At 65.0% G+C, this 13,092-nt stretch carries 13 protein-coding genes and 1 pseudogene; all 14 read right to left on the bottom strand.

Annotated elements, in window-relative coordinates; genetic code table 11:
* Positions 1-2: 2 nt before the first annotated feature.
* The 14 genes and pseudogenes from AC1PMG_RS09940 to trbJ all read right to left on the bottom strand — a co-directional run bounded on the left by AC1PMG_RS09940 (position 3) and on the right by trbJ (position 13,091).
* Positions 3-635, bottom strand: a complete 633-nt coding sequence (locus AC1PMG_RS09940; protein ID WP_481111492.1) for a restriction endonuclease — start codon at positions 633-635, stop codon at positions 3-5.
* Positions 632-3,763: a DISARM system SNF2-like helicase DrmD gene (gene drmD / locus AC1PMG_RS09935; RefSeq protein ID WP_481111491.1), complete on the bottom strand. Its 3,132-nt coding sequence runs from the start codon at positions 3,761-3,763 to the stop codon at positions 632-634. The genes AC1PMG_RS09940 and drmD overlap by 4 nt, the downstream gene beginning before the upstream one ends.
* 21 nt (positions 3,764-3,784) lie before the next feature.
* Positions 3,785-4,246 (bottom strand): very short patch repair endonuclease, encoded by a 462-nt coding sequence (locus tag AC1PMG_RS09930; protein ID WP_481111490.1) that lies wholly within the window; start codon positions 4,244-4,246, stop codon positions 3,785-3,787.
* 13 nt (positions 4,247-4,259) lie between these two features.
* Positions 4,260-5,306 carry a DNA cytosine methyltransferase gene (locus tag AC1PMG_RS09925; protein ID WP_481111489.1) on the bottom strand — a complete coding sequence of 349 codons (1,047 nt, stop codon included), beginning with the start codon at positions 5,304-5,306 and terminating at the stop codon, positions 4,260-4,262.
* Between the two features lie 66 nt (positions 5,307-5,372).
* A complete protein-coding gene (locus tag AC1PMG_RS09920) occupies positions 5,373-5,570 on the bottom strand; it encodes a helix-turn-helix domain-containing protein (protein ID WP_481111488.1) in 198 nt (65 codons plus the stop codon).
* Positions 5,571-5,920: 350 nt separating this feature from the next.
* Positions 5,921-6,773 (bottom strand): annotated as a pseudogene (locus AC1PMG_RS09915) (TraB/TrbI/VirB10 family type IV secretion system protein); the annotation flags it as partial.
* Positions 6,772-6,954 (bottom strand): hypothetical protein, encoded by a 183-nt coding sequence (locus tag AC1PMG_RS09910; protein ID WP_481111487.1) that lies wholly within the window; start codon positions 6,952-6,954, stop codon positions 6,772-6,774. The pseudogene AC1PMG_RS09915 and the gene AC1PMG_RS09910, both read right to left, overlap by 2 nt.
* Positions 6,955-7,288: 334 nt before the next feature.
* Entirely contained in the window at positions 7,289-7,480 is a 192-nt protein-coding gene (locus AC1PMG_RS09905) for a DUF2274 domain-containing protein (protein WP_481111648.1), read from the bottom strand.
* A 104-nt stretch (positions 7,481-7,584) separates the two neighbouring features.
* Complete coding sequence (locus tag AC1PMG_RS09900; protein ID WP_481111486.1) at positions 7,585-8,907, bottom strand: TraB/TrbI/VirB10 family type IV secretion system protein; 1,323 nt, start codon at positions 8,905-8,907, stop codon at positions 7,585-7,587.
* 1 nt (position 8,908) lies between these two features.
* The gene (gene trbG, locus AC1PMG_RS09895) at positions 8,909-9,883 is read right to left on the bottom strand and encodes a P-type conjugative transfer protein TrbG (protein ID WP_481111485.1); all 975 of its coding nucleotides are present in this window, start codon (positions 9,881-9,883) and stop codon (positions 8,909-8,911) included.
* A gap of 38 nt (positions 9,884-9,921) precedes the next feature.
* A complete protein-coding gene (gene trbF, locus AC1PMG_RS09890) occupies positions 9,922-10,623 on the bottom strand; it encodes a conjugal transfer protein TrbF (RefSeq protein WP_481111484.1) in 702 nt (233 codons plus the stop codon).
* 26 nt (positions 10,624-10,649) lie between these two features.
* Positions 10,650-12,023: a P-type conjugative transfer protein TrbL gene (gene trbL / locus AC1PMG_RS09885; protein ID WP_481111483.1), complete on the bottom strand. Its 1,374-nt coding sequence runs from the start codon at positions 12,021-12,023 to the stop codon at positions 10,650-10,652.
* Positions 12,016-12,321, bottom strand: coding sequence for a hypothetical protein (locus AC1PMG_RS09880; protein ID WP_481111482.1), 306 nt, complete (start codon positions 12,319-12,321; stop codon positions 12,016-12,018). The genes trbL and AC1PMG_RS09880 overlap by 8 nt, the downstream gene beginning before the upstream one ends.
* A gap of 14 nt (positions 12,322-12,335) precedes the next feature.
* A complete protein-coding gene (gene trbJ, locus AC1PMG_RS09875; RefSeq protein ID WP_481111481.1) occupies positions 12,336-13,091 on the bottom strand; it encodes a P-type conjugative transfer protein TrbJ in 756 nt (251 codons plus the stop codon).
* Between the last annotated feature and the right edge of the window lies 1 nt (position 13,092).

The following is a 13,092-nucleotide window of genomic DNA, read 5'->3' as shown; positions in this document are numbered from 1 at the left end:
CACTATTCGGGCTCTTCCACGAAAAATGTGATGGCGACGCCGTCATCGGTGCTCGACCAGCGATGTCCACATCCGCAAACCACGGAGGCATGGAGGTCGATATACGTTTTCAAACCACACTCCTGGCAATGGATACGAGCGCATTTGCATCCTCGACACTGCCCTGCCAGCCACCAGAAAAACAAGCCATTAAGTGGAACTGCGCCGTCTTGATCTAGAACGATGCAGTCCACGCCACAGGCTGGGCACATCTTCCATTTGTCCGGAACAATCAGATCAAGAGCTTCTTCCACCGACAGAAGCTCTAGGCCACATCCGACGTGGTCTGCTTTCCTTTTAGCGGGCACCGTCCATCCATTCGCTGCAACGACGATGGATTTGTGAGCACCAACTGCCTCTGCGAGGGCGAGGACTGATTCGACCTCTCTTACATCAATTGGGGTGGCATGAAACTTCGCATCGACGACCATCCTGAGTGAGTGCCCCTTGACCTCAATTTCGACGAGCACGTCGATTTGCCGTGGCTGGCCGGTAATCTTGTCCGGAACCATGACGTTTCTTCTGACGTTACCGAAGTCGTCGATTTGTTCGTAGAACTCGGCGACGGCCTCCTGATACTCCTGCCAAGTCATCATTTCGCCACCCCCGATGCGGATTCAGGCACCACGAACATCACCGCGACCGGGAAGGTGCGGTCGTCGAGCCTAGCGTAGCGGGTTTCGATGGCCTGCGTTTCCATCTCGCGCTCGTCGGGGATACGCGCGAGGCGCGCTTCGAGCGCGGCGATGTCGCGCCGCAGTTGCGTGCGTTCATCCTCGGTGAACAGCGCGAGCTGTTCGGGCTGTTCGCCCTTCTTTAATTCGGACTGGACAGCCTGCTCCAGTTCGTCGAGCACGCTACCGATGTCGTCGATTTCCTGCTGCTTGCGGGTATGGAGCGTGTCGGTCAGGTAGCGGAGGCGCTCCTTTGAGCGGGCACTCACGGCTTTCAGGACGGCTTCCTGCTGACGGTCGAAGCGGACACGCAGCGCGTCGAACAGCGACGAGACGGCCGTGATCGGCTTCGATTCATCCAGCCATTGCTGGACACGGGTGACGCCTTCTTCCCGGCGGAAGGATTGGTCGCGCAGGTAGCCGCCCGATACCGTGAGTTCTTCGTGTAGCCGGTGGTGGTTGCCTCCGGTGATGACCAGCCGCGAGACGACGACCACGGCGGGCCCGTCGATCTGCGCATCCGGCACGGTGCGGACGGTTACGCGGTGCAGCTTCTTCACGTCGTCTTGCGCCCAGATCTCGGCGCGCAACAGGCGCAGGCACATCTGCACCAAGCGGTGGTTCAGGTGGACGAGCACGACGTCGTCGCGGCCACTGGCGACGGCGTGGTCGAAGGTGATGGGACGAATCTTCTGTGTGTGCGGATGGCGCAGCCCTTCCAGACAGCGCGCCCACGAGCCGGACAGCGCGGGCATCCGGAAGACGCCGCCCGAAGGTGCGCCCGCCAATTCGACGGGTTCCAGCGGCGGACGGCCCGCCAACGCGAGGCCGGTCTTCACGGCCATCAGGACGTGGTCAGGCGTGAGGTGGAAATCCTGCCTGGTGGTGAGCAGGCGCTCGTGCAGCTTGGCGACGCGCTCTTTCAACTCGCGTTCGGCGCGAACGAAGTTCTTGGCGCGGGCGATCCGCGCCTCGGCCATGCGGATGTCCAAATCTTTCAGCGAGCCTTCGATGAGGCCGGACATCTGCGGTGCGATGACCGGATTGACGCTGCCCATGTCGGCGCGCATCGAGTCCAGTTTCCGCAAGGCGCGCAGGATGTCCTCACCGTGGCCACCGACCGATGCGCCGTTCGCACCACCGCCATCGACCGGATGCCAGATCAGCACTTCCTTCTCGCGCTGCCCGTGGCGGTCGATACGCCCGTTGCGCTGCTCCATCACGTTGGGGTTGTAGGGAATCTCCAGGTGGATGAGCCGATTGCAGTGGCTCTGCAAGTCGATGCCTTCGGACGCTGCGTCGGTGGCCAGCAGGATGCGCACGGACGAATCCTGCGGCGAGGCTTGGAACGCCGCCTTAATGGGTTCACGCTCTTCTTGGGAGAGGCCGCCGTGGAGTAAACCGAGACGCTCGCCGCCGAAGCCGTGGCTGGCGAGGATTTGTTGCATCCACTGGTGCGTGGTGCGGTATTCGGTGAACAGGATCACCCGGCGCCCGTTCCACTCGCCGTCGGGTTTGAGATTGGCCGTGAGCCAGTCGAGGATGGCTTGGGCCTTGGAGTCGGCCTGATTTCGGGCGCGCTGCGCCCAACCACGCAAGTCGTCCAGCATCGCCCGTTGCTCCGGGGTCAGAGGCATCGCGCGGCGCGTGGCTTCTTCGATGGCTTCGGCTTGGGCGTTCTCGACCTCGCTGTCGTCGGCGTAGTCCTCGTCGGCCTTCAGGATGGCCTTGTGCAGGATGCGCTCGGTCATTGCGTCCGGCTTGGCGGGGCGTGCTTCGGACAGCGACGCGACGTGCTTTTCGAGCGTGGACGCGAACGCCGCTGGCGACGAGAGCAGACGCTTCTTGAGGAGCCGGTTCACGAAGGCCGTGCCGAAGCCGCTGCCCGCTTTCTCGGCATCCTTTTCGCGGCTGGCGCAGTAGTCGTCGAGCTTGCGGTGAATCTCGCGCTCTTGCGCTGTGTAAGGGACTTCGAGCGCCTGCAAGGTGCGCCGGGCGTACAAGGGATTGCCGTCCGCATCGACCAGATCGCTCTTCAGGCGACGGATCATCACCTGACTCAGGCGCTTTTCGTCGGGGAGGATATTGCGCGCGAAACGCTGGTCGTCGAGCAGTTCTAGCAACGAGGTGAACGACTCGGTGTAGCCGTTGTGCGGCGTCGCGGTAAGGAACAGACGATGCTGAAAGTGTGGGCCGATGGTGCGGACGAAGCGCGTGCGCTGGCTCTCTAGCGCGTAATGCACGCCTGCGGCGGGCGCGACGTTGTGCGCTTCGTCCACGACCAGTAGGTCGAACTTGCGCGGATGGCCGACGTGCGGCGGGATCACGTCGCGCATGGCGCGCAAGCCCTCGCCGCCCTTGGCCCAGTCCATCGACGTGATGAGGCGCGGATGTGATGTCCACGGATTGGCGTGGATGCCGCGCTCGCGCCGCAACCGTTTAATGTAGTCCGTATCCACCACGCGGAAGTCGAGGCCGAACTTCTCGAGCATCTCAATGCGCCACTTCTCCTGAAGTGACGCGGGGCAGACGATCAGCACGGTGCGCGCGCGATGCCGCAGCAGCAATTCCTGAATGACCAGACCTGCTTCGATAGTCTTGCCGAGGCCGACGTCGTCGGCGATGAGCAGGTTGACGCGAGCCATGTCGATGGCGCGCACCAGCGGGTCGAGCTGGAAGTCTTCGATACTGACGCCGCTACGAAACGGCGCTTGGAGAAATCCCCGGTCGGCATTGGTGGCTGCGCCCCACCGCACGGCATCAAGGAAGGCTTCGAGCATGCCCGAATCGTCCTGCCCGGTGACCGAAGGCAGGCCGGCGCGCTCAATGACCTGAGCGCCCGGCTCAATTTCCCAGACGACTTCCAGTTCTTCGCCGAGACCGTCCTCGTCGATCGACGAGAGCGTCACGCAGTGCTGGGGCACGGCGGCTTCCAGCCCGGCGGCATCGACCTCGGCCACCACCCATTGACGACGGCGCACCTCGACGAGCTGCCCTGGCTCGGGGCGAGCGCGATATGTCTGAGGTTGCCGTTCGCTCTGGGTGCCCATGTGGTGATCTCATCTTCCCTGTCAATTCTTCTTCTCTTGCGCGTCGGATGAAGGGGCGCAATGCTTCGCGTCCACCTTGGCAACCACGCGGGCGACCGTTTTGGCAGCTTCGACCGGCGACTCGTGCGACCAGAATCGCAGCGCCGTCCAGCCGTTGGCTTCAAGCCGTGCATTCGTATCCGCGTCACGCTGACGATTGGCTTCGATCTTCTGCCGCCAGAAGTCCGCGTTCCGCTTCGGCCATGTGGCGTGTTCGGGGCAGCCATGCCAGAAGCAGCCATCGACGAAGACGGCGATCTTGCGGCCGGGGAAAGCGACATCGGCGACGCGGCGCGGCTTCCTCAGCACTTCGTAGTTGACCCTGTAGCGCAGACCGATGCGATACATTTCCTGCCGCAGCGCAAGTTCAGCGTCCGTGCCCGTCTGCCTTACCTTCGCCATGCGGCGACTGACATCGGATGATGAGGGCACGAGTCCGGGCATCCAATAGTCCTCGTCAGCCCATCACCGACGCAAGGTGCTGGTCGATGCTGCGAGCGATGGCGCGACCGAGATCGACCGGCACTGCATTGCCGATCAACCGACCGAGCACCTTGAAGCTGACCTCACCACGCTTCGGGATGAATTTGTAATCGCGCGGGAAGCTTTGCAAGATCGCGGCTTCACGAAGAGAGATCGCCCGATCCTGCTCGGGGTGACCAAAGCGGCCATTGCCGAAACCGTAGCATTGAGTCGTCATCGTCGGCGCAGGCTTGTCCCACTCCATCCTTCCGTACACGCCTGGATATGTGCGACCGCTGTCGGCGCGGTGGCATTCAGCGACGAGGCTCTGCGGCCAATCGCGCCAAGTACCACCAGGCTTTGAAACCTTGATCCGCTTGAGGTTTGTTTCGGACAGCGTCGAGGTGACGTGCAGTTTGTCCTTGGGCGCAGACTCACCTGCGCCGAGAGGACGCAAACGTCCGATGGCTTGCTTCACCGTCTTGGGCTTCTTTAGTGTCGGTTCAATCATCTTGATCTTGCCGTGCCTGGAGGCCAGCAGCACCATCCGACGTCGCGTCTGCGGAACGCCGTAGAGAGAACTATCGACGACGTCGTGCCAAACCTCGTAACCGAGTCGTTTCAGCGTATCGACGAAGTCGTGAAACACCTCGTGCTTGGCGACGGTCGGCACGTTCTCCATCGTGATGACATCAGGCATCGCGCCTTCAGCGAGACGCGCAAACTGGTAGAGCAGACCCCACTTGCCATCTTTGCCATCGAGTTCGTAACGCTGAGCATACGTAGAGAACGGCTGGCACGGTGCGCAGCCCGCCAAGATCGTCACATCGGCGTCGCCGAACAACACTTTAAGTTCGTTGGTCGTAACCGCGCCGATGTCACGCTCAAGGAATCGAGCCTGGCCGTTGTTCTGCTCGTAGGGAAAGCGGCAAGCTGGATCAAGATCAATGCCCGCAACGACGGGCAGCCCTTCCAAAATAAAACCATGCGTCAGCCCGCCCGCGCCGCAGAATAAATCGACACAAGCAATCTTTTTCGTCACGTCAATTTTCCTGTTCTCGTTTCAACAGCGGCATGAGGCGATCGAAGCCAGCAGAGGCCAGGTGCTTCATTCCTTTTCTCCCACCTCGATTTCAGCCGCACCACCAGAGCGCACCCATTCGTCGATCTCCTGGGATTTGAATTTCCAGAGTCGGCCGATTCGATGAGCTGGCATGTTTCGCTTGTTGATCCAGACGTAAACAGTGTCTTTGCTCACGCCGAGATACCCCGCTATCTCCTCGACCGACAACCAGCGATCTGTCATGGCTAGCCTTCCAATCCCGAATTCGCACTTCCGGCGACTTTGTATTGTTGCATAAAATCACGCCAAATAGAACCTGATCTAACAGGATTCAGCCGGGTTTGATCCGTTTTTCTGGCACGCTAGGCGCAATGGAGGAACTGCATCGATTGCCTTGGAACGTCACCACACGCTGCTTGTACAGCCGAGCACACTACCCCCTTACCTGTCGCCCCTACCCCGCCTGAATCCCCGATTCCCCGCCATGAATGCCTCTAGCATGTGCGGGATAAGGCTCTCGGTCTCAGGCAGCGGCCCCAGGCGCAGCTTTTTGGTCGTGCTCATCGTGAAGTCCCCCGATTGAAGAACAGCGGCTAGTAAGGCCGTAGCACCAGATCTCGATTGACGATGATGCGAACCGGCAGGCCTGGCCGTTCGGTCAGGGGCGGCTGTATGTTCATGCTGCGCCGGGTCGTCTCCTGGCCGACCTGATTGATGCTGGCCTGTGCTGTGCGCGGTCGCGCCCGGCGATGATGATGCGATCGCCATCCTGGCGGTTATCGGGCGCGGCCGGTTCAGCACCGACGCCCAGCAGCATGGTCACCGCCGCGCCGGCGAAGATGCGGCCCCAGTGGTAGTCCACATCGTCTTCCAGCCCGGCATAGCCGGCCGGGTCGGTGCTGGCCAGGTTGTCGAGCGTCAGCGAAGACGTATCCGTCAGGATGATCCGGTTCGACACCACCTGCACGCGGCTCTGTCCGTAGCTGACCTGGCTGTTGTAGCGGCCCACGATGCGCGAACCCTGCGGGATCAGCAGCAAGCGCTGGTGGCCGTGTCATAGGCCAGCCCCGTCACCGCGGCGATCACATCGCCCGGCAAATCCGACTTGATACCCGTCACTAGCGAACCGGCGATGACCGTGCCGGCAATCATCTGATACGGCGAAGCCGGCATTTGCAGATTGCCGGAATTACAAGTTTCCGTGGTTCCGGCTTTCTGGAATGCCTCTTTCTGGTCTTGCCGGTTCTTTACCCCCGTCAGGTCGGCGCGCTGCACGGCGGAGGCTGGCCCGGCCGCCATCGGGTCGAACGCCGTACTGGCGGCGAATCCCGGCGCGGCGGCGCCCCGCGATTACGCCACTGGCGAGGCTTTCTGCGTGCCAGAGCGGAAGAACATGGGCGATGTCGCAGCCGCTTCGGCTTACTTGCGCAGCGCATCGTTGGGGTCAAGGCTGGCCTGCTGACTCAACAAACACCACCGGCGTTCCGGCGGCCGATCCGATCGGCAACTGCTGTTGCGCCCCGGGGGTCACGATCATGGCGGTGAGCACTTCGTCCTGCGCAGAATTGATCTGCACATAGGTGACGCCATGGCGTTCGAACTTGTAGACCTTGAATCGGGGAGACATGCTCACATTCCTCGCGTTGGCCGGCACGCGGTCGCCCAAGCCTTCTATGAGCTGTCCAGACGGCGGTACCGGCTCCGCTGCGATCGCGCACATGCTTGCAGTGGCAGCACTCAGCATCAATGCGCGCAGAAAAAGGCGACTTGGTCTATCCATGGTCCGGCTCCTTGGGCCTCAGATCGCGGTAAAGACAACGTACTGCGCGAAACCGTCGCCAGCAAGGAGGGACGAGCCGTTCTTGTCTACGGACGCGAACGAATCGGCCGGGTACCACGCTTGTCTCACATAAGCCACCCCGTGGGGCGGCTTCCTTTCTCCGCTCAAGCCGCGAACCGCCTCATCCCCTTCGTCGGAACCCCCGATCCCCAGCCATGAACGCTTCCAACATGTACGGAATGAGCGCAGCCGCATCGACCGTCTCACCGTAGGTTTGTCCATGCAACGCGGCATAGCGGTCAAGGTCAGCTTTCAGGCTGGCTGGACACGCGAAGGTGATCTTGGTGCTGTCGGTCCTGGGCAGCGGCCCCAGCCGCAGCTTGCTGCGGTTCTGCGGCGCACGCGCGGCGCTACTGCCACTGCCGCGCGCTTCGCTCGTCCCGCTGTCGTTGGCCTGGATGCTGTCGTTGCCCTGGGTCATTGCGATGCTCCCTGTGGTTTGCCATTGGTGAAGAAGATCGGCTGGTACGGCCGCAGCACCAGGTCCCGGTTGACGATGATGCGCACCGGCAGCCCGGGCCGGGCCGTCAAGGTGGATTGCACGTTGAGGTTCCGGCGGGTCAGTTCCTGCCCCACCTGGTTGACGCTGTCCTGCAGCCCGTCCCGGCCGGCGATCACGATGCGGTTGCCGTCCTGCCGGTTCTCCGGCGCGGCCAGTTCGGCACCGACACCCAGCAACGTGGTGAGCGCTGCGCCGGCCAGCAGACGGTCCCAGTGCCGGTCCACACCATCCTCCAGGCCTGCATAGCCGGCCGGATCGGTTCCCACGAGGTTGTCGAGTGTGAGCGAGGACGCGTCGGGCAGGATGATCCGATGCCAGACGACCTGCAGGCGGCTCTGCCCGTAGCTGACCTGGCTGTTGTAGCGGCCGAAGATGCGCGAACCCTGCGGGATGAGCAGGTGCCGGCCCGTGGCGGTGTCGTACACGGGTTCGGTCACGGTGCCGATGACGTCGCCCGGCAGGTCCGAGCGGATGCCGGTGACCAAGGCCGCGGGGATCACCGATCCGGCCATGACTTGGTACGGCGATGCGGGCATCTGCAGCTTTCCGGAATTGTGGGTATCCGGCGTTCCGGATTTCAGGAAAGCCTCTTTCTGGTCTTGCCGGTTCTGCACGGTGGCTGGATCGTTGGCGTGCGGCGCGGTCGAGGCCGGTCCTGCGGCGAGCGGGTCGAAGGCCGCGAGCGCGGATGCGGGTGGCGCCGAAGCACTCACAGCTGATGGCGCCGCGGGGACCGCGGCCGTCCCCGGACGGTTGTTGCCGGTGCGGAAGAACACCGACGATCCCGCGGCAGCCTCGGCCTCCTTGCGCAGCGCGTCCCGTTCGGCCGCCGCAGCGTCCTGGCCAGGCGGCGAGTAGGTCGCCACCACGGGTTGCTGCTGCGACTTGAGGATGGCCGACCCCAGATCGCCGGGCAGCGGCGGCCCCAACTCCGGTACCTTGGGCGCAGCCGGCGGCAGTTGCGAGTAGTCCTTCGGGAGCGCGTCCAGCCCTTCCGATTTAGCGACGCGATCGACGTTGTAGAGCTCGGACTGTTCGGTGGCTGCGCGCCGCTGCGGCTGCAGAGACCACATCAGCGCGCCGAGCACGGCGGCGGAGAGGCCGCCGATCAGGACCGCGAGCGTGCGGCGGTTGAGCCGGGTCACGGCGCGCGGCTGGGCGCGCAGCGCGACGGTCTCCGGCGCCACCTTGGCGGGCCGCTGCGCGGCACCGCCGTTGGATAGATTGTCCTGAACCACGTCAGTCCCTCCGCGAGCCGTCCGTGCGTTCGATGCGCACCACCTCCCCCTCGCCGGCTTTTCCGTCGGCGCTCTTGCCGCCGCCCAGGCGCAGTTCGGCCGCGCCGAACAGGCGATCGACGACGTAGTACGGCGACCGGAAGCGGTAGTTCACCAGTTGCGCCCCACCTTCAGGGCCGATGACGAATAGCGGAGGCAGCTCGCCCTGCGCGATGCCGGGCGGGAACTGGATGTACACCTTCTGGCCGTCGTCGAATGCACGCAGCGGCTTCCATGGCGGATTGCCACCGGTGATCGCGTAGCGGAACCGGATCTGCTCCAGCGAGAGACCGGCATCGACCGGCGCAGCCGCCTGCGCGGCCTGGGCCTGGCGCTTCAAGGCCAGCATGCGGTCCTTGGGATAGTCCCAGGAGACGGACGCCATCCACGCCTTCTCGGTGGAGGTCAGCTCCAGCAGATAGGTGCGGCGGCTGGTCTTGATGACGAGGTTGGTGTGCAGACCCGCGCGGATGGGCTTGACCAGGATGCTCACGCGCTGCTCGGCGCCGCTGCCGCTGGTAGTGTCCCCCACGATCCAGCGCACCGTGTCGCCCGCGGCCACGGTGACCAGTTCCTCACCGGGCTGCAGCGCGACGTCGGTGACGCGCCCTGCGGCCGTGTACACCTGGTACAGGGCACCGTCGGTGTACGGCCACACCTGGATCGCGTTGACGTAACCCTCCCGCGTAGGCGCGACGCGCGCCTCGGCGTTGGCGCGGGAGACGCGCACCGCCTCATCCGCCGGCTCCGGCGCTGGCTTGGCATCGTCGGCGGCCGGCAGCGGCTTCATCTGCGCCGGCATGGGCAGCACCTTCGGCACCTCCACCACTTCGACAGGCTTCGGCGGCTCGGGCAGCGGCTGCGCCTGCACCGGCTCGTCGAGCGGGATACGCGGCGCGGGCCGGCCCTGCGATGCGCAACCGGCCAGGGCGACCATTGCAGCAAGCACGGATGCGGAAATACGGAAACACGATTTCATGGCTTGGCTCCTTCGGGGGCATCGAGTTCACGGCTCCACGAGAGGCCGTTGACGTAGATACCCAGTGGGTTCTTGCGCAGCTTCTGCTCGGTCCGCGGAGGCTGCAGGACGATGGAGACGACGGCCGTCCAGCGTTCGGTGCCGGTCAGCGCTCCGTTGGCGAAGCGCTGTTCGGTCCAGCGCACGTTGAAGGACGACTCGCTCGCGCGGACCACGCTGGTGATCTGCACGGTCACTGACTCCTTGCCCACACGCGCGAACGGGTCGTTGGAGCGCGCGAAGTCGTTGAGCACGCCGGCCCCCTTGTCCGTGGTGTAGTTGTAGGCATCGAGCCAGTTCTGCCGCACCACGACCGGATCGACGGACAGCGAGCGCACACGGGTGATGAACTGCGCGAGGTGGAAGGCGATCTGCGCGTCGGTGGGCTGGTACGGGGTGACCGCCTCGCCCACGGCCCGCACGTGCTCCTTGTCCACTTCGACGACGTAGGGCGTAACGAGCGACTGAGTGGAATGCCAGATGCGGTCGCCGGCCAGCGCGAGCGCCAGTCCGAGGCAGCCAAAGGCCATCAGCCGCCAGTTCTTCGCCTGTACACGGGCCGAGCCGATGCGCTCGTCCCACGCCTGGGCCGCGGCCTGATAGGGAGTGGCGGGCTGCGGTGTGTGGCCATAGCGCACCCGCGGTCGTTTGAATCGCATGGGAATCTCCTTGATGGTCAGATGTGTCACTCGTCGGGATCGCGCAGGCTCGGGCCTTGCGAAGACCCACCGCCGTCCCCGCCGCGCAGGGCGTTGGCGGCCGTGCCGGCTGCATGGCCGAGTTGCTGGCGGCGGTGCAGCCGCTTCGCCCATGCGGGCTGCGCCGAATCGGCGCCCCGCCCTGCGCGCGAATCGCCGCCGGCCGCATCACCGGTCGGCTCGCTGGCGCCAGCGGCGCCACCGCTGGCGCCGGCATCGAAGGCCGCGCCCATCCGTTGCTCGAAGGCCTGGAATCCAGCCGCGGCCTTGTTGCCTGCCGCGCGCATGCCCGCCCTCGCCACTTGCCCGAGGCCGGCGGCTACGCCCTCCGGACCACCGCCAGCTGCAGCGGAACCAGCCCGGAAGGCGGAAGACGCGCGGCCGGCCGCGGAGGCCGCTGCGCTCGCGCCGCGATCGAGTGCGCGGGCGGCGGCCGGCGCCATGCGCGCCCCGGCCGCGACGGCACTGCCCACGCCGGTCGCTGCCGCGCCGATGGCAACGGCAGTGCCGGCCGCGCCCACCGCCGCGCCGGCCATCGCGCCCGCTCCCATCTGCGGTGCGCCGGACACCAGCCCGGTGGCGATGCCCGGGCCGAAGATGCCCAGCGCTAGCAGCGTGAGCGAGGCGAGCATGATGACCAGGGCATGGTCGATCGAGGGTTCGTCGGGATGCACCTGGAACTCGGCGAACAGACCCGTGCCGATGCCCACGATCACCGCCAGCACCAGCACCTTGATGCCGGAAGACACGACATTGCCGAGGACTCTTTCGGCGAGGAACGCGGTCTTGTTCCACAGCGCAAACGGCACCAGCACGAAGCCGGCGAGCGTCGTGAGCTTGAACTCCACGAGCGTGACGAACAGCTGCACCGCCAGCACGAAGAAGCACATGATGACGGTGAGCCAGGCCAGGAACATCACGACCACGGGCGTGATGTTGATGAAGACGTCCGGGAATCCGGCCATCTCGCTGACCTGCTCCAGGATGGGCGCCGCCGCATCGATGCCGACCTTCGCCAGCCTGCCCGGCTGCAGGAAGTTCTCCATGCCCATGTCCGTCCCGCTGGCCGTAAGGCCCAGGCCGGCGAACGAGCGGAACACGATCCCCGCCAGCTGATTGAAGTTGCCCAGGATGTAGGCGAAGGCCCCGACATAGAGCACCTTGCGGATCAGCCGGGCCATCACGTCCTCGCCCTGCCCCGAGGCATGCCCCAGCGCCCACCACAGGCCCGCGAGCGTCATGTCGATCGCGACCAGCGTGGCGGTGAGATACGCCACCTCGCCCTGCAGCAGGCCGAAGCCCGAATCGATGTAGCGCGAGAAGGTGTCGAGGATGCGGTCGATGATCGTGACGTCATTCATGGCACGGCCACGTCGGTGGTTCAAAAGTGGCAGGCAGCGGCGGGATCTCCGCCAGCTCGCGGTACTCGCCCGCATCGCTGCGGCCGGACAGCAGCCGCTGCAGGTCGGCGCGCGCGACGCGCTCGCACAGTTCGTCATCCCTGCGCACCGACGAACCGTGCATGCAGCGTGTCCGCAAGGTGTCGAGCAATTCGGCGTCGCCGGCCAGCGCGTCCACCGAGGGCAGTTGCGGCGTGCCGCAGCCCGAGAGCGCGGCGCCGAGCAGGCACAGTGCGGAGAGAACAGGTATGCGTGACATTGCGCGGCCTCCCATCAGCGGCTGTAGAAGTCCACCGACTGCGGCGTGTAGGGCGTACCGCTTCCCAGGAAGCGGCGCGTGATCTCGCGCCCGCGCTCCGCCGCGGCGGACTGCCGCGCCAGCTCCAGCGAGGCCGCGCGGTCCTGCGTGATCTGCAACTGCTGCGCCTGGATGGACTGCTTGGCCTGCAGGGCCAGCAACTGGTTGGTCGCCTGCATGGCCTGCAGCGCGCCCGTGGCCGACTGGCTCTGGTTGACCAGGTCGGCCAGTGCGCTTTCGTCGTCCCGCAGGGCCTGCGAGACCTGCGCCTGCATGCGCATGGCGGTGTGCAGGCCGTCCAGGGTGTTCTTCCAGTGCTCGCGCGCATCGCGGTACATCTGGTCTCCGCTGACCGTGGCGGCGTACTGCTGCGGGTACAGCCGAGCGAACTCGCGGTCCATGTTCTGCACGTCGTAGGCCAGGCCCTGGGCCTCGGCGATCAGGCGCTCGGTGGTAGCGAGCGTGGATCGCAGCCGGTTGACGATATTGAAGTCCAGCTTCGCGAGATTGCGCGCCTGGTTGATCAACATCTGCGCCTCGTTCTGCAGTTGCCGGGTCTGGTTGTTGATCTGCTCCAGCGTGCGGACGGCGGTGAGCGTGTTCTGTACCAGGTTGGTCGGGTCCAGCACGATGTCACCGGCACCGAACAGCGCATGCGCGGGCTGCGCGGCACCGAGGGCGAGGATGCAGGCGGCCGTCAGGGCCGCGATCTTGGGGGCATGGGTTTTCATG

The sequence above is a fragment of the Xanthomonas sp. NCPPB 2250 genome (genome assembly GCF_056725265.1).
This window is presented reverse-complemented; position numbering and strand designations above follow the sequence as displayed.